This is a genomic window from Pseudomonas sp. FBCC-B1565 (assembly GCF_059133265.1).
In genome coordinates, this window is record NZ_CP101438.1 from 3,914,603 (window position 1) to 3,935,053 (window position 20,451).

14 protein-coding genes are annotated in these 20,451 nt (G+C 62.5%); 3 read left to right on the plus strand and 11 right to left on the minus strand.

What is annotated here, in order from left to right; all coding sequences use genetic code 11:
• Positions 1-68: 68 nt before the first annotated feature.
• Genes NL123_RS18295 through NL123_RS18305 form a run of 3 tightly spaced genes read right to left on the minus strand, consistent with a single transcriptional unit; the run spans position 69 to position 2,942 of the window.
• Complete coding sequence (locus NL123_RS18295; RefSeq protein ID WP_494355997.1) at positions 69-764, minus strand: anaerobic ribonucleoside-triphosphate reductase activating protein; 696 nt, start codon at positions 762-764, stop codon at positions 69-71.
• A complete protein-coding gene (gene nrdD / locus NL123_RS18300; RefSeq protein WP_058427276.1) occupies positions 761-916 on the minus strand; it encodes an anaerobic ribonucleoside-triphosphate reductase in 156 nt (51 codons plus the stop codon). Before nrdD ends, NL123_RS18295 begins: the two co-directional genes overlap by 4 nt.
• 31 nt (positions 917-947) lie before the next feature.
• On the minus strand, positions 948-2,942 hold the full coding sequence (locus NL123_RS18305) for a ribonucleoside triphosphate reductase (protein WP_494355998.1): 1,995 nt from the start codon (positions 2,940-2,942) through the stop codon (positions 948-950).
• A gap of 504 nt (positions 2,943-3,446) precedes the next feature.
• On the opposite strand from NL123_RS18305, the gene NL123_RS18310 reads away from it, so the two are divergent.
• A protein-coding gene (locus tag NL123_RS18310; protein ID WP_494355999.1) for an IS3 family transposase occupies positions 3,447-4,999 on the plus strand; the annotation gives its coding sequence in 2 pieces (ribosomal slippage) (positions 3,447-3,909 and positions 3,909-4,999; 1,554 coding nt in all).
• Positions 5,000-5,862: 863 nt separating this feature from the next.
• Here the strand turns inward: NL123_RS18310 and moaA are convergent.
• Genes moaA through NL123_RS18350 form a run of 8 tightly spaced genes read right to left on the minus strand, consistent with a single transcriptional unit; the run spans position 5,863 to position 17,130 of the window.
• Positions 5,863-6,849, minus strand: coding sequence for a GTP 3',8-cyclase MoaA (gene moaA, locus NL123_RS18315; protein ID WP_248482085.1), 987 nt, complete (start codon positions 6,847-6,849; stop codon positions 5,863-5,865).
• A gap of 1 nt (position 6,850) precedes the next feature.
• Positions 6,851-7,666, minus strand: a complete 816-nt coding sequence (locus tag NL123_RS18320) for a peptidylprolyl isomerase (protein ID WP_248482087.1) — start codon at positions 7,664-7,666, stop codon at positions 6,851-6,853.
• A gap of 10 nt (positions 7,667-7,676) precedes the next feature.
• Entirely contained in the window at positions 7,677-8,357 is a 681-nt protein-coding gene (gene narI, locus NL123_RS18325; RefSeq protein WP_248482089.1) for a respiratory nitrate reductase subunit gamma, read from the minus strand.
• A complete protein-coding gene (gene narJ, locus NL123_RS18330) occupies positions 8,350-9,105 on the minus strand; it encodes a nitrate reductase molybdenum cofactor assembly chaperone (protein WP_248482091.1) in 756 nt (251 codons plus the stop codon). Before narJ ends, narI begins: the two co-directional genes overlap by 8 nt.
• Before the next feature lie 3 nt (positions 9,106-9,108).
• The gene (narH, locus tag NL123_RS18335; protein ID WP_058427563.1) at positions 9,109-10,647 is read right to left on the minus strand and encodes a nitrate reductase subunit beta; all 1,539 of its coding nucleotides are present in this window, start codon (positions 10,645-10,647) and stop codon (positions 9,109-9,111) included.
• Between the two features lies 1 nt (position 10,648).
• Positions 10,649-14,422 (minus strand): nitrate reductase subunit alpha, encoded by a 3,774-nt coding sequence (locus NL123_RS18340; protein WP_494356000.1) that lies wholly within the window; start codon positions 14,420-14,422, stop codon positions 10,649-10,651.
• Positions 14,423-14,479: 57 nt separating this feature from the next.
• Positions 14,480-15,877, minus strand: a complete 1,398-nt coding sequence (locus tag NL123_RS18345; protein WP_071492625.1) for a NarK family nitrate/nitrite MFS transporter — start codon at positions 15,875-15,877, stop codon at positions 14,480-14,482.
• Between the two features lie 2 nt (positions 15,878-15,879).
• Positions 15,880-17,130, minus strand: coding sequence for an MFS transporter (locus tag NL123_RS18350; protein WP_081049362.1), 1,251 nt, complete (start codon positions 17,128-17,130; stop codon positions 15,880-15,882).
• A gap of 310 nt (positions 17,131-17,440) precedes the next feature.
• On the opposite strand from NL123_RS18350, the gene NL123_RS18355 reads away from it, so the two are divergent.
• Together NL123_RS18355 and narL are read left to right on the plus strand one after the other, a co-directional pair.
• Entirely contained in the window at positions 17,441-19,243 is a 1,803-nt protein-coding gene (locus NL123_RS18355; protein ID WP_494356001.1) for a HAMP domain-containing protein, read from the plus strand.
• The gene (gene narL / locus NL123_RS18360; RefSeq protein WP_494356002.1) at positions 19,240-19,887 is read left to right on the plus strand and encodes a two-component system response regulator NarL; all 648 of its coding nucleotides are present in this window, start codon (positions 19,240-19,242) and stop codon (positions 19,885-19,887) included. Before NL123_RS18355 ends, narL begins: the two co-directional genes overlap by 4 nt.
• The last annotated feature ends 564 nt before the right edge of the window (positions 19,888-20,451 follow it).

The window sequence follows — 20,451 nt, forward strand, 5'->3', positions numbered from 1 at the left end:
CTGAACATTCCTTGATGAACACCTGCCCACCATGGGCAGCATCTTTAAAAACCGGTTGAGGGTGTCGGTCACCCTCGCAAGACAAACGCGGGAAACAACTCGCGCAAACGGCCCCACAGCTCGGGCAACGCAGCCTGTGCCGGTGCACTCGGCAATTGCGGGTCGAGCATGCTGACGGTGCGCACCATCTGCACGGCGAAGCGCTGCACACCCGTGGCTTGCAAACGCTGGGCCAGCCGCAACAACCGAGGTGGATCGATCAGGTGCCAATGCACCGTGGTGCGGCACTCGTAGTCCACGCCACTGGCGAGCAAGGTGTCGAGGCTGCGCCAGTTGGCGGCGCCACTGCCCTTGACCTGGGTGATCGACTGGCAGTCTTCGGCCAGGGCCTTCACGTCGAACCCGACCCAGTCGGCATGACGCAACGCATTGGCAAACCCTGCCGGTTTGATCCCGGCGCTGTGCAAGCCGATGTGAAAACCCATCGCCCGCACTTCATCCATCGCCGCCGGCAAGCCTTCCTGCAAAGTCGGCTCGCCGCCGCTGAACACCACCGCATCGAGCAAGTCCCGGCGCCGTTGCAGAAACAGCAGCACCCGGCGCCAATCCACCTCCGTGTCGGCGCGCGGCGGGATCAGGTCCGGGTTGTGACAGTAACGGCAACGCCAGGCACAACCCTGGCAGAACAGCACGCAGGCGAGCATGCCGGGGTAGTCGAGGGTGGTCAGGGGCACCAGGCCCCCGACCCGTAGCGCTCGGCTCATTGACGCCCGGCCGCCGCAGCCGTTTCGGTGAAGTGCACGCGCTCCTTGTGCTCGGACTGCTTGCCGGGGTTGAACGCCGAAACCGGCCGGTGATAACCCATCACCCGGGTCCAGACTTCGCAGCGCTGACGTTGTGGCTGGGATGCTTGCATGGTGAATCTCCTAGGGGTTGGAAAGCTTGGTTTAACGGGCGGCTGCCAGGGCTTCATCGCACTTGGGGCAGAACTCATGTTCACCGGCCAGATAGCCATGCACTGGGCAGATCGAAAACGTCGGCGTCACCGTGAGGTACGGCAGGCGGAAGCGCCCCAGCGCCTTGCGCACCAACTGCTTGCAGGCCTGGGTCGAGGAAATCTGCTCGGCCATGTACAGGTGCAACACGGTGCCGCCGGTGTATTTGCATTGCAGTTCGTCTTGCAGCTCCAGGGCTTCGAAAGGGTCCTGGGTAAAGCCCACCGGCAGTTGCGACGAGTTGGTGTAGTACGGCGCGACATCGCTGCCCGCTTGCAAGATATCGGGGTAGCGCTTGCGGTCTTCCTTGGCGAAGCGGTAAGTGGTGCCTTCGGCCGGCGTCGCCTCGAGGTTGTAGAGATGGCCGGTGTCTTCCTGGAAGCGCAGCAAAGTGGCGCGCACGTGGTCAAGCAACTTGAGCGCAAAGGCGCGGCCCTGCTCGGTGTGCATGCCCTGCTCGTCACCGCTGAAATTGCGCAGCATCTCGTGCATGCCATTGAGGCCGATGGTGGAGAAGTGATTGCGCAGCGTGCCCAGGTAGCGTTTGGTGTAGGGGTAGAGACCGGCGTCCATGTGATGCTGGATCACCTTGCGCTTGACCTCCAGGCTCTCCATGGCCATCTCCATCAGGCTGTCCAGGCGTTGCAGCAAGCCCGAGGTATCCCCCTTGAACAGGTAGCCCAGGCGCGCACAGTTGATGGTCACCACCCCCAGGCTGCCGGTCTGCTCCGCCGAGCCAAACAGCCCGCCGCCACGCTTGAGCAATTCGCGCACGTCCAGTTGCAGGCGGCAGCACATCGAGCGCACCTGGTTGGGCTGCATGTCCGAGTTGAGGAAGTTCTGGAAGTACGGCAGGCCGTAACGTGCGGTCATCTCGAACAGGCGGTCGGCGTTGTCGCTGTCCCAGGGGAAATCATGGGTGATGTTGTAGGTCGGAATCGGGAAGGTGAACACCCGGCCCTTGGCGTCCCCGGCCTGCATGACTTCGATGTAGGCACGGTTGATCAACGCCATTTCGGCTTGCAGGTCGCCATAGGCAAACGGCATTTCCTCACCGCCGATCACCGGCACCTGTTCACGCAGATCTTCTGGGCAGACCCAGTCGAAGGTCAGGTTGGTAAACGGCGTCTGGGTGCCCCAGCGTGACGGCACGTTGAGGTTGTAGATGAACTCCTGCACCGCCTGGCGCACTTGCGGATAGCTCAGCTGATCCTTGCGCACATAGGGCGCCAGGTAGGTGTCAAAGGAACTGAACGCCTGCGCGCCGGCCCACTCGTTCTGCAGGGTGCCGAGGAAATTGACCATCTGCCCCAGCGCGCTGCTCAAGTGCTTGGGCGGCCCCGCCTCCACGCGTCCCGGCACGCCATTGAGGCCTTCGTGCAACAACGAACGCAGGGACCAGCCGGCGCAGTAACCGGCGAGCATGTCCAGGTCATGGATATGCAGGTCGGCCTCGCGATGCGCACGGCCGATCTGCTCGCTGTAGACCTCATCCAGCCAGTAATTGGCGGTGACCTTGCCCGCCACATTCAGCACCAGCCCGCCGAGGGAATAGCCCTGGTTGGCGTTGGCCTGCACGCGCCAGTCTTCGCGGTCGAGGTATTCGTTCATGGAGGTGGCGACTTCCACCAGGGTCTTGCGGTCGCGGCGCAGGCGGCCGTGTTGTTCGCGGTAGACGATGTAGGCGCGCATCGACAGGAAGTAGCCGGCGTCCATCAATACGCGTTCGACGCTGTCCTGGATTTGTTCGACGTCCAGTTGGTCGATGCCTCTCAGGCGGGCCAGGACGGCGCCCAGCAGCAGGTCGACGTCGGGGGGCTGGTATTCGCCGGTGGCGGTGCCGGCGGCGATCAGGGCCTGGCGGATTTTTTCGGCGTCGAAGGGGACGAGCGTGCCGTCGCGTTTGTGTAGGCGGGTGCTGGTCAGGGGGGTGAGCGCGGTTTGCATTGGGGGGGCTCCAGACACTACATATAGATATTTTTTAGTCTTTAAACACAATATGCGGTGATATTACGAATAGCTCGGAGAGTGTCCCTTGATCGGGATCAAGGTTTTTATGATCGGGGGCATATCCGTTATTTAGGTCACGGCGGATATTGGTTCCGCCCTTACGGCGGGTCACTTTGGAAAAGAGCCCCAAAGTAACCAAAGGGCTCTTGCCCCAACACTCGGCACCTCGCCCAGGCTCGGTGTGCCCGTAATTCGACAGTGATTTGGGGGGCCGCCGCCACGCGCCATCCATGGCGCGGGGCGGCTAAACCGGCATCCCTGCCGGTTTACCCCCCCAAATCCCTGCCGAATTCCGGCCAGCGTGTTTGACGGGGCGCCTAAGATCAAAATCAAAAGCAGATCTAAAGCCAGAGCCAGAGCAAACCACCCCCCCCCGGTGTCAGGGTAGTTGTCGTGTCCTCCGCTTTTTAAAAGTATTCCGGGGGCGGCAAGAGTAAGGTCATGCCTTTCTATTCAGAAGAACGCAAAGCTGCGCTGTTGAAAATGATGCTTCCGCCCCTGAGCCTGTCAGCGTCGGAGGTCGCGCGCCGTGAAGGTTGTAGCGACATGTCTCTTCATTATTGGCGTAAGCAAGCCGCTGCCAGAGGTTCTCAGTTGTCCGAAAACAAGCAGTCGCCTGAAAGTTGGTCTGCCGAATCCAAGCTCATGGCAGTCATCGAATCATCAGCTTTGTCGGAGCTGGAGCTGAGTGAGTATTGCCGTCGCAACGGTATTTTCCCTGAGCAAATTGACGGCTGGCGCAAAGCTTTCATTGCCAACAGCACTAATCACTCAGCGCTGAAAAAAGGAATCGCTGGTGAGACCAAGGAGGATAAGAACCGGATTCGGGAGCTGGAGCGTGAGCTGCGCCGAAAGGATGCAGCGCTGGCTGAAACAGTCGCATTGCTGGTGCTGCGAAAAAAGCTCAATGCCTACTGGGGGAACGACGACGAGGACAATTGACCTTGTTGCCAGAACGGCATCTTCTCGTCGACTGGCTCACCGAAGCCATCACTGCGGGCGCCCGCAGGGCGCCTGCGTGTCTAGAAGTCGGTATTTCGCTACGCACGCTACAACGCTGGATCCTGCCCGAAGCGTTGTTGGCAGATGGGCGCACCACGACGGTGAGGCCAGTGCCGAATAATGCTCTGACTGATGTTGAGCGCCAAGCCATCCTGGCCTTGTGCAACAGCAAGGCCTACGCACATCTGCCACCGAGCCAGATCGTGCCACGGCTCGCTGACGAGGGACGTTACATGGCATCGGAGGCAACCTTTTACCGAGTGCTGCGTGCGGCAGATCAGCAGCATCATCGTTCCCGCGCCAAACGCCCGCATCGCCATGAAGCACCCACCACCTACGCGGCGACAGCCGCCAATCAGGTGTGGTCTTGGGATATCACGTACCTGCCGTCGCCAGTTCGTGGGAAGTTTTACTACCTCTATTTGATCGAAGATATCTACAGCCGAAAGGCTGTGGGCTGGGAAGTTTACGAAGCAGAAAACGGTGAAAAAGCCGCTGTCCTACTGCAACGAAGTGTCACTACAGAGAAGTGCTGGCGTCAGCCGCTGGTGCTTCACTCGGACAATGGCGCACCGATGAAATCGGTGACGTTACTGACCAAGATGTACGACCTGGGTATCACGCCATCGAGAGGAAGACCCCGGGTAAGCAACGATAATCCTTACTCGGAGTCGCTGTTTAGAACGCTGAAGTACTGCCCGCAGTGGCCGCAGGATGGATTTGGCAGCCTGGATGACGCGCGTATCTGGGTCAGGAATTTTATGGCTTGGTACAACACCGAGCATCGTCATAGCCGAATCCGCTTCGTGACACCCGCCCAGCGCCACGAGGGAAAAGACCGGGAAATCTTGGCCCGGAGGGCGGCAATTTATGGGCAAGCGAGAGAAAAAAGGCCTGAAAGGTGGTCAGGCGAGACACGCAACTGGGACCCTATCGGGACGGTGTACCTCAATCCCGAAAGGGAGCTGACAGTTGTGGTGAAGGTCGCCTAGCAAGACGGGAGACACGACAACTACCTTGAAAAACGCCGCCCCTTCAACTGATACATGAAGATCAAACTGTGGGAGGGGGCTTGCCCCCGATGGCGGTGTGTCAGCCAGCTCATCAGTGACTGACCCACTGCCATCGGGGGCAAGCCCCCTCCCACACTTTGACCGAGTACCGCCCATACAATCCGGTCGGCCAGAGCCAGAGCCAGAGCAAACCACCCTTCAACTGATACATGAAGATCAAACTGTGGGAGGGGGCTTGCCCCCGATGGCGGTGTGTCAGCCAACTCATCAGTGACTGACCCACTGCCATCGGGGGCAAGCCCCCTCCCACACTTTGACCGAGTACCGCCCATACAATCCGGTCGGCCAGAGCCAGAGCCAGAGCCAGAGCAAACCACCCTTCAACTGATACATGAAGATCAAACTGTGGGAGGGGGCTTGCCCCCGATGGCGGTGTGTCAGCCAACTCATCAGTGACTGACCCACTGTCATCGGGGGCAAGCCCCATCCCACACTTTGACCGAGTACCGGCCATACAATCCGGTCGGCTCTAAGGCCGCCGCGCTCCTGCTTTTGATCTGGGGCGCCCCGTCAAACACGCTGGCCGAACGCAGGCTTGAATCCGTGGGTAACCCGGCAGGACGCCGGGTTAGCCGCACTGGGCCATGGATGGCCCATTGCGGCGGCCCACGGATTCAAGCCGGAGTGAGGGCACACCGAGCCTAGGCGAGGTGCCGAGTGTTGGGGCGAAGCGTTTTTGGTTACTTTTTGCGCTCTTCAAAAAGTGACCCGCCGTAAGGGCGGAACCATAAGCCGCCGTGACCGAAGAAACGGATATGTACACGACGACCAAACAGCCCCCATCACCCCCCACTCACACTCATAAACCGCACCACCTGCACCTCCCCCGCCCCCGTAAAATCATGCCCCAACGGCTTCCCCCGCAACGCCCGATGCAACGCCTCAACCAACGGCCCATCCTCCAGCGGATAGCGCCTGAGCAACCCACACAGGTCCAGCGCATCCTCCTGCCCCAGACACAACAACAACCGCCCCTCCACCGTCATTCGCACCCGATTGCAACTGCCACAAAAATTCTGCGAATTAGGCGAAATAAACCCGATCCGCGTCCGCGGATGCCCCGCCAGCCGCACATACCTGGCCGGCCCACCGCTGTTCTCGGTGCTGTCGAGCAACACATGCTCACGGGCAATCACCCCACGCACTTCATCACTGGCACAGAACGTCTCCCCCCGCGAACGCCCCACATCCCCCAAGGGCATTTCCTCGATAAAACTGATATCGATCCCCTGCTCGATCGCATACCGCACCAACCCCGGCACCTCATCGAAATTGCGCCCTTTCATCACCACGCAATTGAGCTTGACCCGCTCGAACCCCGCATCCCGCGCCGCCTCGATACCGTCCAGTACCTGGCGCAAGTCACCGTTGCGGGTGATCGCCCGAAACCGCTCGGGGTCCAGGCTGTCGAGGCTGATGTTCATGCGCTTGACCCCTGCGTCCACTAAGGGCCGCGCCAATCGCGCCAGTTGCGAGCCGTTGCTGGTCATCACCAGTTCACGCAAGCCCGGCAACGCCGCGATGTTGCGGCACAGCCCGACAATCCCGGGCCGGATCAGCGGCTCACCGCCGGTCAGGCGGATCTTGCGCACGCCCTGGTCCACGAACAACCGGGCCAGGCGTTCCAGTTCTTCCAGGCTCAACACCTGCTGGCGCGGCAGGAAGGTCATGGTCTTCGCCATGCAGTACACACAGCGAAAATCACAGCGGTCGGTCACCGACAAGCGCAGGTAGTCGATGCTACGGCCGAGCCCATCCACCAGGCTCATGTCACTGCACCAACGGCGAGTCGGCGCCCTGCAGCGCAAGGCCACGAATGTCCGCCGCGCCGATCAGGGTTTGCAGGTACTGCACCAATGCCTTCTGCCATACGCCTTGTTGCAGCTGGGTGCGAATCGCCCCGGCCACGGCTTCATAGGGCAGAGGTTGCCCTTCGATGCGCTGGTCGATGCTGATCACGTGCCAGCCATAGCGGCTTTCCAGCGGTTTGTCAGCCAGGCCCGGTGCCAGGGTGAACAGTTGGCGTTCCAGTTCCGGCACGGTCTGGCCCTTGCTGATCTGGCCCAGCGAACCGCCCTGGGCCTTGGAGGGGCACGCCGAATACTTGAGGGCCAGCTCGGCGAAAGTACCGGGGGTCTGCGCCAGGCTCAGCAACAGGATTTCCGCCTGCACATGGGCCATCTGGCGTGCCTCGGCATCGTCCGGCGCGCACTCGAGCAGGATGTGCCGCACCGCCAGCAACGGCGCGCTGTGGAAGCGCCCGCGATTGCTCTCAAAGTAATGCCGGCAGGTCGCTTCGTCGCACTGCGGCACGCTGATTTCGCGCTCCAGCAGCAAGCGCGTGGCCGCTTCCTCTTCGTTCTCGCCGGGGGCGATGTCCACCGCCAGGCCCAATTCGGCAATACGCTGTTGCAGCAACTCGCGAATCACCAGGGCGCGGGCCGCCAGGTACACCGCCGCCTCGCGGCTTTCGGCCGGGTGGTATTGCAACTCCAGGGCCATCGCCTCAGGCGTGATCGACACGCCGTTGACGCTGACGATGGGCCATTCCTGTTCACTGCTGGCAATCAATTCAGGCTGGGTCATCACGCGCTCCTCACGACTTCTGCCGCACGATTTGGTAACGCCGCCCCAGGTACCAGATCGGCGCGCTGACCATGTGCACCAGGCGGGTAAACGGGAACAGCACGAACAGGGTCAAGCCCAATGCCACGTGGGCCTTGTAGATCAGCGACACCGGCGCAATCGATTCCGCCGCCTGCACCGGTCGCAGCAACACCACGTTCTGCGCCCAGTCGGCGAGCATCACCATCACCGAGCCGTCCATGTGCCCGGTCGAGGCGACGATGGTCAGCAAACCGAGCAGTAACTGCGCCAGCAGCACCAGCAGGATCAGGATGTCCGACGTACTCGATGTGGCGCGCACCCGCGGGTCGCTCAAGCGGCGGTTGACCAGCATCAGCAAGCCCACCAGGCACAGCAGGCCGAAGAACCCGCCGGAGACCATCGCCAGCAGTTGCTTGTTTTCAGTGCTGATTACGTGGTGATAGACCGACGCCGGTGTGAGCAGACCGACGAAATGCCCGGCCAGCACAAACAGCACGCCGATATGGAAGAAGTTGCTCGCCACGCGCATGCCACGGTTGTTCAGCATCTGGCTGGAGCCGGCCTTCCAGGTGTACTGCGACAGGTCGAACCGCGCCCAACTGCCCAACAGGCAGATCGCCAGGGCCACATAGGGGTACACCCCGAATACCAGCAAATTCCACTTAGACATTACCCACCTCCCCGGCCGGCACGGCGGCCGGCGCTGCTTGCTGAAAATCCACCCAATGCAGCGGCACGGCGCTTTCTTCCCGTGCCTTGCCGGGAGCGCTCGGCATCGCGCTGCAACGGTCCTGCTGCTCGGCCTGCATAAAGTCCACGGCCTCCTCTTCCCATACTTTGTCGAGGGCTTCGAGGGAGTCGTCGCGCGGCTCGGCCGCCACCTGGGCGCGCACCTCGGCCACGGCCTGGTGCGGCTCGGTGCCGGCGATCTGCAACAGCGCGCGCATGCAACTGGCATAGGCGCTCTCACGCTCTTCCAGGCGCGCCGCGAGCAACGCCAGCAGGTGCGCCACATCCGCCAGGCCCTCGCGGGCCTCGATGTCTTCGCGGGTGGAGAGGAACTCCAGGTACAGCGGGATATAGTCCGGCAGCTCCTTGACGCCGATGGCAAACCCGGCGGCCTCGTACTGGGCCATCATGTCGACCATCGCCTGGCCACGGTCCCGGGACTCGCCGTGCACGTGTTCAAACAACAGCAGCGACAGCGAGCGACCACGGCCGAACAACGCGCCGTAATGCTCCTGGCCATCCATCAGGTCATTGGCGCAGATCAGCTCCAACAGCTCGAACAACGCACCGCGTTGCTTGGGGCTGATTTCCCGCGACTCGATGATCGCCTGCTCCAGTTCATCGCGGCCGTTCACCAGGGTCTCGGTGGGATAGTCCAGCAGCAACGAAATCACTTTAAGAATGCGCATGGCTCAGTCCTCCCAGATCTGCACGGTTTTCAGGACGTCGCGGCGATTGGCCTTCTTGGCGCCGAACATATTGGTGTCGGAACTGCCGCTGCAGCCGCTGCCGAAGCTGAAACCACAGCCGGAACGTTCGGCGAACGCGTCGCTCATGGCGTCTTCACGGTGCGCGCTCGGCACCACAAAGCGGTCTTCGTAGTTGGCAATCGCCAGGTAGCGGTACATCTCTTCCACCTGCGGCACGCTCAGGCCCACGTCTTCGAGCACTTGCAGGTCCTGCACGCCATCGACCTGCTGGGAACGCTTGAACGCACGCATCGCCAATAGACGCTTGAGGGCACGCTTGACCGGTTTTTCATCGCCGGCGGTAAGCATGTTGGCCAGGTAGCGCAGCGGGATGCGCAGGCTGTCCACGTCCGGGATCACCCCGTTCATGCCCACGGTGCCGGCCGCGGCGGCGTTCTGGATCGGCGACAGCGGCGGCACGTACCAGACCATCGGCAAGGTGCGGTATTCCGGGTGCAGCGGCAGTGCGAGTTTCCAGTCCACCGCCATCTTGTACACGGGGGAACGCTGCGCCGAGTCGATCACCGACTGTGGTACGCCATCGGCCAAGGCCTGGCGGATCACCGCCGGGTCATTCGGGTCGAGGAAGATCTCCAGTTGTTTCTCGTACAGGTCGTGCTCGCTGGCCGTGCTCGCCACTTCGCTGATGCGGTCGGCGTCATAGAGCAACACGCCGAGGTAGCGGATGCGCCCGACGCAGGTTTCGGCACACACGGTGGGCATGCCGGCCTCGATGCGCGGGTAGCAGAAGATGCACTTCTCGGACTTGCCGCTCTTCCAGTTGAAGTAGATTTTCTTGTACGGGCAACCGCTGATGCACATGCGCCAGCCGCGGCATTTTTCCTGGTCGATCAGCACGATGCCGTCTTCTTCACGCTTGTAGATCGCACCGCTGGGGCACGACGCCGCGCATGCCGGGTTGAGGCAGTGCTCGCACAGGCGCGGCAGGTACATCATGAAAGTGTTTTCGTACTCGCCGTAGATATCCGCCTGGATCTGGTCGAAGTTCTTGTCCTTGCGGCGCTTGGCGAACTCGGTGCCGAGGATTTCCTCCCAGTTGGGGCCCCACTCGATTTTCTGCATGCGCTTGCCCGATACCACCGAGCGCGGCCGCGCGGTCGGTTGGTGCTCGCCCAACGGCGCGGTGTGCAGGTGCTGGTAATCGAAGTCGAACGGCTCGTAGTAGTCGTCCAGGCTCGGCAGGTCCGGGTTGGCGAAGATATTCGCCAGCACGCGGAACTTGCCGCCGATACGCGGGTTGATGCTGCCGTTGGCGTTACGCACCCAGCCGCCCTTCCACTTGTCCTGGTTTTCCCACTCCTTGGGGTAGCCGATGCCGGGCTTGGATTCGACGTTGTTGAACCAGGCGTATTCCATGCCTTCGCGGCTGGTCCACACGTTCTTGCAGGTGATCGAGCAGGTGTGGCAGCCGATGCATTTGTCCAGGTTCAGCACCATGCCGATCTGTGAGCGAATCTTCATCTCAGTTCTCCTCGATATCGGTCGGCAATGGGCGCGGCAAGTCATCGCCGGTGGAACCATCGAGCCAGTCGACCTTGGCCATCTTGCGCACCACGACGAACTCGTCGCGGTTGCAACCGACCGTGCCGTAATAGTTGAAGCCGTAGGCCTGCTGGGCGTAGCCGCCAATCATGTGGGTCGGCTTGAGCACCACGCGGGTCACCGAGTTGTGGTGGCCGCCACGGGTCTTGGTGGTCTCCGAACCGGGCACATTCACGATGCGTTCCTGGGCGTGGTACATCATCACCATGCCCTCCTTGACGCGCTGGCTGACCACCGCACGGGCGGTGAGCGCACCGTTGACGTTGAAGCATTCGATCCAGTCGTTGTCCTCGATGCCGGCGCGCTTGGCATCGATTTCCGAGAGCCACACGATCGGCCCGCCACGGCTCAGGGTGAGCATCAGCAGGTTGTCGCTGTAGGTGCTGTGGATGCCCCATTTCTGGTGCGGGGTGATCCAGTTCAGCACGATCTCGGTCTCGCCATTGCTGCGTTTGCCCTTCACGCCTTCGATGGTGCGGGTGTTGACCGGTGGCCGGTAGCTCATCAGCTGTTCGCCGAACGCCTGCATCCACGGGTGGTCCTGGTAGAACTGCTGGCGGCCGGTGATGGTGCGCCATGGGATGTTTTCGTGGACGTTGGTGTAGCCGGCGTTGTAGCTCACATGGTCGTCTTCCAGGCCCGACCAGGTGGGGCTGGAGATGATCTTGCGCGGCTGCGCCTGGATATCGCGGAAGCGGATGGCTTCGTGGGCCTTGGGCAACGCCAGGTGGCTGTGGTCGATGCCGGTGAAGGCCGACAGCGCCGCCCAGGCCTTGACCGCCACATGGCCGTTGGTTTCCGGGGCCAGGGACAGGATCACCTCGGCCGCATCGATGGCCGTGTCGATCTTCGGCCGACCGTGGCTGATGCCCGCGTCGCCTTCGTGATGGTTCAGCTCGCCGAGGAAGGCCACCTCGTCATCGGTGTTCCAGTTGATGCCCTTGCCACCGTTGCCGAGTTTTTCCAGCAAGGGCCCGAGGGAGGTGAATTTCTTGTAGATGTTCGGGTAGTCACGCTCCACCACCGCCATGTTCGGCGCGTTCTTGCCGGGTACAGGCGCCACACCGGCGCTTTTCCAGTCGGTGCCGCCGAACGGCTGGGCCAGTTCGCCGACGCTGTCGTGCAGCAACGGTACGGTGACCAGGTCCTGCTCGACGCCCAGGTGCCCGACCGCCATGGCCGAGAACGCCTTGGCGATGCCCTTGTAGATTTCCCAGTCGGAACGCGACTCCCACGCCGGGTCGATGGCCGCCGACAACGGGTGGATGAACGGGTGCATGTCCGAGGTGTTCATGTCGTCTTTTTCGTACCAGGTGGCGGTCGGCAAGACGATGTCGGAGTACACGCAGGTGGACGACATGCGGAAGTCCAGGGTGGTCACCAGGTCGAGCTTGCCGATGGCGCCGTCGTCGACCCATTCGGCTTCGGTGGGCTTGCTTTCGCCGCCAAAGCCGATGTCTTCGTTCATCACGCCGTTCTTGGTGCCGAGCAGGTACTTGAGCATGTACTCATGGCCCTTGCCCGACGATCCAAGCAGGTTGGAACGCCAGATGAACATGTTGCGCGGGAAGTTCACCGGGCTGTCCGGTTGCTCGCAGGCAAAGCGCAAGGTGCCGTCCTGCCAGGCCTTGACCACGTAGTCTTTGGGTTCCATGCCGGCGGCCGCCGCGTCCCGGCAGATATGCAGCGGGTTGGTGTTGAGCTGCGGCGCGCTGGGCAACCAACCGGCGCGTTCGGCGCGGATGTTGTAGTCCAGTGCATGGGTGGGGAACTGCGACTTGTCCGCCATCGGCGACAACACATCGTGCATGTTCATTTTTTCGTGGCGCCACTGCGAGCTGTGGCCGTAGAAGAAGCTGGTGCCGTTCATCTGGCGTGGCGGGCGGCTCCAGTCCAGGCCGAACGCCAGGGGCAGCCAGCCGCATTGCGGGCGCAGTTTTTCCTGGCCGACATAGTGGGCCCAACCGCCGCCGGTCTGGCCGACACAACCGCAGAGCATGAGCATGTTGATCAGCCCGCGGTAGTTCATGTCCATGTGGTACCAGTGGTTCATCGCCGCGCCGACGATGATCATCGAGCGGCCCTTGGTCTTGTCGGCGTTGTCGGCGAACTCACGGGCGATCTGGATGGCTTTCTCGCGGCTGACGCCGGTGATCGCTTCCTGCCAGGCCGGGGTGCCCGGCACGCTGGCGTCGTCGTAGTCCCGGGCCACGTTGCTGCCGCCCAGGCCACGGTCGATGGCCAGGTTAGCGGCGGACAGGTCGAACACCGTGGCGACCTTGGCAATACTACCATCGGCCAACGTCACGCTGTGCACCGGCACGCGGCGGAACTGTACGGCGTCACCGGCCACGTGCTGGAAGTGTTCGTGGGCTTCACCGGCAAAGTACGGGAAGCCGACTTCGGCCACGTCTGCGCCGATCAGGCTGAGCTTGAGGTCAATTTCACGGCCTTCACCGCCCTCTTTGGCGAGGATGTTCCACTTGCCCTTCTCGCCCCAGCGGTAGCCGATGGACCCTTGTGGCGACACCAGTTCGCCGCTCTCGTCGAGGGCGATGGTTTTCCATTCCGGGTTGTTGTCCTGGCCCAGGTTGCCGGTGAGGTCCGAGGCGCGCAGGAAGCGGTCAGGCTGGAAGCCAGCGCCGGGGGCAAACCCGGTCACGGGCTTGAGCATCACCAGCACCGGCAGGTCGGTGAAGCGCTTGGCGTAGTCGGTGAAATAGGCGCTCGGGTGGTCGAGGTGAAATTCCTTGAAGATCACATGGTTGAAGGCCTGGGCCAACGCGGCGTCGGTACCCTGCTTGGGGTTGAGCCACAAGTCGGTGAGCTTGGCCACTTCCGAGTAGTCGGGGGTGATGGCCACGGTCTTGGTGCCCTTGTAGCGCACCTCGGTGAAGAAATGCGCGTCCGGCGTACGGGTCTGCGGGACGTTGGAACCCCAGGCAATGATGTAATTGGAGTTGTACCAGTCGGCCGATTCCGGCACGTCGGTCTGCTCGCCCCACACCATCGGCGAGGCCGGTGGCAGGTCGCAGTACCAGTCGTAGAAACTCAGGCACACCCCACCCAGCAGCGACAGGTAACGCGAGCCGGCCGCGTAGCTGACCATCGACATGGCCGGGATCGGCGAGAAGCCGACAATGCGGTCCGGCCCATACTGTTTGATGGTGTAGACGTTGGAGGCAGCGATGATCTCGTTGACCTCCGCCCAGTTGGAGCGGATGAAACCGCCCATGCCGCGCTTGCTCTTGTACGAATCGGCCTTGGCCTTGTCCTCGACAATGCTCGCCCAGGCCTCCACCGGGGCCATGGTCAGGCGCGCTTCACGCCACAGCTTGAGCAACGGCTTGCGGATCTTCGGGTACTTGAGCCGGTTGGCGCTGTAGATGTACCAGCTGTAGCTGGCGCCACGCGGGCAGCCACGGGGTTCATGGTTGGGCAGGTCGTTGCGGGTGCGCGGGTAGTCGGTCTGCTGGGTTTCCCAGGTGATCAGGCCGTTCTTCACGTAGATCTTCCACGAGCACGAGCCGGTGCAGTTCACCCCGTGGGTGGAGCGCACGATCTTGTCGTACTGCCAGCGCGAACGGTAGACGTTTTCCCAGTCGCGGGACTCCTTGCGGGTCTCGCCGTGGCCCTCGGAGAACTCGTCTTGCTTGCGGTTGAAGAACCGCAGTTGATCCAGTAAGTGACTCATGGTGCTTTCCTCATCAGGCGTGCCGTGGGGTGCGTTGCCCCGCGAATTCAGGTCGGACTAGCAGGGTGTGGCGCAGCCCTTGCGGGCGTACCACCACCAGGTCACGACGATGCAGCTCAGGTAGAAACCGACAAACATGTAGAAGGCCATGGCCGGGCTGCCGGTGGCGGCCATGGAACTGCCGAAGGATTTAGGGATGAAGAACGCGCCGAATGCGCCCATCGCAGAGCTGAACCCCAGCACCGCAGCCGATTCCTTGCCGGCGTCCTTCAGGGCCTGTTCACGCACCGCAGCAGGTTTGCCGGCGCTGGCCTTCTCGTGAAGGGTGCGGAAGATCACCGGGATCATGCGGAAGGTCGAGCCGTTGCCGATGCCGGTGGTGATGAAGAGCAGCATGAACAGGCCGAGGAAGCCGTAGAAGCTGCCGCCCTGCCCGTTCTGCGGCAGAAAGTGCAGCACGCCGAACACCATCACGATCATCAGCACGAAGTTCCACAGGGTCACCCGCGCACCGCCCAGTTTGTCCGCCAGCCAGCCGCCGAGCGGGCGTACCAGCGCGCCCACCAGCGGGCCGAGGAAGGCGAATTTCAGCGCCACCACCTCGGGAAACGAGGTCTTGATCAGCAGCGGGAACGCCGCCGAAAAACCGATGAATGAACCGAAGGTCGCGAGGTACAACCAGCACATCAGCCAGTTGTGCTTGCGTTTGAAGATCACCGCCTGGTCGCTGAACGACGCACGGGCGCTGGACAGGTCATTCATGCCGAACCACGCGGCGACGGTGACGGTGAGGATGAACGGCACCCAGATGAAACCGGCGTTCTGCAGCCATAGCTGGCTGCCGTCCGCCAGGGTTTGCGGTTGCCCGCCCATCAGGCCGAACACCCCGAAGGTAATCACCAGCGGCACGCAGAACTGCATCACCGACACGCCCAGGTTACCCAGGCCGGCGTTCAAACCCAGGGCGGTGCCCTGCTGCGCCTTAGGGTAGAAAAAGCTGATGTTGGACATGCTCGAAGCGAAGTTGCCGCCGCCGAAACCGCAGAGCAACGCGATCAATACGAACACGCTGTACGGCGTGTTGGGGTCCTGCACCGCGAAGCCCATCCACAGCGACGGCAGCAGCAACGACGCGGTACTCAGGGCGGTCCAGCGGCGCCCGCCGAAGATCGGCACCATGAACGAGTAGAACACCCGCAACGTCGCGCCAGAGAGGCCCGGCAGTGCCGCCAGCCAGAACAGCTGGTCGGTGGTGAAGCTGAAGCCGATGGCGTTGAGGCGCACGATCACCGTGCTCCACACCATCCACACGGCAAAGGCCAGCAACAGCGCGGGGATCGAGATCCACAGGTTGCGGGTGGCGGTCTTCTTGCCGCTGGCGCCCCAGAACGCTGGGTCTTCGGGGCGCCAGTCATGGATCACCGGGCCCGAGGTGGGCTTTTGCGCAATGGACATGATCATTCTCCTTGGAGCGCGGGCTTGCCGAGCAGCGGTTGTTTGCGGATTTCGCTGAAGTACATCCAGGCCAGGGACACCCAGACCACGCCGTACATCAACATGAAGCAGGAAGAGCGCACGCCAGTGAGGTCCACCAGGGCGCCGAACATAATCGGCAGCACAAAGCCACCCAGGCCACCGGCCAGGCCGACGATGCCGGACACCGCGCCCATGTTTTGCGGATAGTCATTGGCGATGTACTTGAACACCGAGGCCTTGCCGAACGCGAAGGCGATGCCCATCACGAACAGCAGCACGGTGAACAGCGCAGGCGTGAGGCCGATGTGGAAATCCAGCGGGCCGTTGACGGTCATCACCTGCAACTGGGTCTGCGGGTAGCTGAGCAGGAACAGGCACACCCAGCTCACCCACAACACCCACCAGGTCACGCTCTGCGCGCCCCAGCGGTCGGACATCCAGCCGCCCACGGCGCGCAGCACACCACCCGGCAGCGAGAAACACGCGGCCAGCAGCGCGGCGCTTTGCAGGCTGAAACCGTATTCCTGCACGTAGTACTTGGTCACCCACAGCGCCAGCGCCACATAGCCGCCGAACACAATCGAGTAGTACTGGCAGTAGCGCCACACGGCCGGGTCTTTGAGGCACAGCAACTGTTGGCGCAAAGTGGCGCCGCCGGCGCTGCGGTGGGCCTTGTTTTCGCTGGTGAGGAACCAGAACAGCAGCGCGGTGATAAACAGGATCGCGCTGAACACCTTGGGCACCAGGTGCCAGGTACCAAGGGCGATCAGGCCCGGCGCGAGAAACTTGGTCACCGCCGCCCCCGCATTGCCAGCACCGAACACGCCCATGGCGAAGCCCTGGTTGTGCTTGTCGAACCATTTGGCGACGTAGGCGATGCCCACCGAAAACGAGCCGCCGGCCAGGCCGACAAACAGGCCCAGCACCAGGAACTGCCAGTAGGCGGTGGCGTAGGTGATCAGGTACAGCGGCAACACGCAGGCAAGCATCAGCAGGAAGAACACGATGCGCCCGCCGAAACGGTCGGTGAGCAGGCCCAGCGGCAGGCGTACCAGGGAGCCGGTCAATACAGGCGTGGCGGCCAGCAGGCCGAACTGGGTTTCGTTGAGTTGCAGCAGCTCCTTGATGGGCACGCCGAGCACGGCGAACATCATCCACACCATAAAGCAGACGGTGAAGGCCAGGGTGCTCATGCCCAGCACCAGGCCTTGTCTTATACGGGGTTGAGTCACGGTATGCGCTCCAGAAAGTGATTCCATGGGCGCAGGTTAGGGGCGGCACTTGGGTGGAACTTGACCCAGGTCAACGTCCGCCGGGTGGGTATGGGGCTATGCTCGCCCCGTCTACCTCCAAGGAGGTAGTCAGCAAAACAAGAGAAAGCCTTTATTTATCAATGGATTGTTCTCTTGTGCCGGGTTTTATCCGTGGGAGGGTTCGCCGGCAATTCTTTAGAGGTAGTGCGCCAGGGAAGGCCATTGACAACCCCCTTTCCCGCTCCAGGTGCGACCATGCTGCTCTGCCATCCACTCCGTCTGCGCCGTCATGCTTGACTGGCTGCGCAGTTCCCTGCCCGCCCGTGCCGGCCTGGCGGTGATCCTCATCGCGATCCTGGCCCTGGCCAGCTCCCTCAGTGCCGGGCTGATCGCCTGGTTCAGCCAGGGCGACGCCGCGGCGATCAACACCGCAGGCTCGGTGCGCATGGAGACCTACCACCTCAGCTGGAAGCTGGCGGCCGGCGCGCGCGCGGATGAGGTCGCCGAGGTCAGCCAGAGCCTGCAACGCCGGCTCGACAGCCCCTCGCTCAGGGCGGCGCTGGAAGACGGCCCGCAAAGCGCGCTGTTGCAGAGTTACCAGCAGATCCGCCAACGCTGGGACAGCGAACTGGGCCCGGCGGTGATTCGCGGTGATGCCGACTTGTTCCAGGCCCGCGCACCGGCGTTCGTCGAGCAACTGAACCAGTTCGTCAGCCTGTTGCAGCAACAGAGCGAGCAGAAACAGAGCTGGCAGCAAGGCATTCAGGGCCTGGCGTTGTTCAGCACCTTGATCATCCTGTTGCTCGGCCTGTACGAGTTGCAGTACGGCGTGGTCAACCCGCTGGAAGAACTGGTGCACGCCACCCGGCGTTTTCGCGACGGCGACTTCAAGACCCGGGTCAACCACCGTTCCGAGGACGAACTGGGCCAACTGGCGCTGAGCTTCAACGCCATGGCCGAGACCATCGAGGCCTCCCACCGCACCCTGGAAACCCAGGTGCAACTCAAGACCCTCAACCTGCAACAAGCCAACGCCGCCCTCGAATTGCTCTACCAGAGCAGTCGCAGCCTGGCCACGCGCCTGGCCAATGCCGAGGGCCTGGATGAACTGATCCGGCGCTTCCAGAAACGCCTGCCGGGCCTGCGCCTGTCGCTGTGCCTGCAAGGTCACTTCCTCGCCCCCGCCCAGCAGATGCTGGCCCTGCACGGCGAGAACAGCCGCAACGTGTGCGCCATCGGCGACTGTGCCACCTGCCAGAAGCACAAGGCCGCACCGCCGCAGGTGTTCAGCATCAGCAACCAGGGCACGGAACTGGGCGAACTCAAGGCGCACTTCGTCGATGGCCACCCGCCCCAGGACTGGGAAAAACAACTGATCCAGGCCCTGGCCAACCTGATCGGCACCTCACTGTCGCTCAAGCGCCAGCGCGAGCAGGACCACCGCCTGTTGCTGCTGGACGAGCGCACCATCATCGCCCGCGAACTGCACGATTCCCTGGCCCAGGCGCTGTCCTACATGAAGCTGCAAGTGAGCCGCATGCAAACCCTGATCCGCCGTGGCGAGCCAGTCGAAACCCTGGCCACCGTCACCAGCGAACTGCGCGATGGCCTCAACAACGCCTACCGGCAACTGCGCGAATTGCTCACCACCTTCCGCCTGCAGATCCACGATGCCGGGCTGGTGCAGGAGCTGCAGGACACCGCCGAAGAATTCTCCCGGCGCGGCGAATTCCAGGTGCACTTGCACGTGGACGCCCTGGCCTTCCAGCTGTCGGCCAGCGAGCAGATTCACATGTTGCAGATCACCCGCGAAGCGCTGTCCAACTGCCTGCGCCACGCCCATGCACAGAATGCCTGGCTGCAACTGCGCCAGGTCGGCGAGACCGTGAGCTTGAGCATCGAAGACGATGGCCGGGGTTTCTGCGGCGCCGTCGACCAGCGCGAACACCACGGCCTGACCATCATGGACGAACGCGCCCGCAGCCTGCACGGCCAGCTTGAGATCAGCCCACGCGAGCCCCAGGGCACCCGCGTGCAATTACGTTTCCAGCCGGAATTCCTCGGCCACACCCTACAAGGCAGCACCTCATGAACGTCCCTCTTCGCCACCGGATCCTGTTGGTCGACGACCACCCGATGATGCGCCACGGCATGCGCCAGATCCTCGAACTGGAAGACGACCTGCACGTGGTCGGCGAGGCCGGCAACGGTCAGGAAGCCCTCGACCAGATCGCCTGCCTGCAACCGGACCTGGTACTGCTGGACAACAACATGCCGCACATGAACGGCCTGGAAACCCTGCGCCGCCTGCGGGCCATGGACTACGCGGGCAAGGTGTTGCTGTTTACCGTGTCCGACGCTGAAGACGATATTCGCGATGCCCTGCGCCTGGATGCCAATGGGTATCTGCTCAAGGACATGGAACCGGAATTGGTGGTCGAGTTTATCCGTGATGCGTTGCATGGCGCGTTGGTGATCAGCCCAGGCTTGACCAGGGTCTTGGCCCAGGCGTTGCGCTCGCCGCAGCCCCATGCGGCGGTGGAATTGACTGAGCGGGAGCGGCAGGTGTTGAAGACGATTGCCAGTGGCTACAGCAACAAGGTGATCGGGCATAAGTTGGGGATTACCGAGGGGACGGTGAAGGTGCATGTGAAGAATTTGCTGCATAAGCTGGGGTTGAGGTCGCGGGTGGAGGCGGCGGTTTGGGCGATGGAGCACCTCCGGCAGGTGGGGTGAGCTTTTGACCGGGTGTATATCCATTATTTAGGTGATGGCTGATATGGGTTCCGCCCTTACGGCGGCTCACTTTGGAAAAGCCGGAATGCCGGCCCAGCCCAAAGTAAGCAAAGGGCTCTTGCCCCAACACTCGGCACCTCGCCTAGGCTCGGTGTGCCCGTAATTCGACAGTGATTTGGGGGGCCGCCTAAGATCAAAATCAAAAGCAGATCTAAAGCCAGAGCCAGAGCCAGAGCCAGAGCAACAGCCACAGCCACAACCAGAGCCAGAGCCAGAGCCAGAGCCAGAGCCAGAGCCAGAGCCAGAGCCAGAGCCAGAGCCAGAGCCAGAGCCAGAGCAAACCACCCTTCAACTGATACATGAAGATCAAACTGTGGGAGGGGGCTTGCCCCCGATGGCGGTGTGTCAGCCAACTCATCAGTGACTGACCCACTGCCATCGGGGGCAAGCCCCCTCCCACACTTTGACCGAGTACCGGCCATTCAATCCGGTCGGCTCTAAGGCCGCCGCGCTCTTGATCTTGATCTGGGGCGCCCCGTCAAACACGCTGGCCGAACGCAGGCT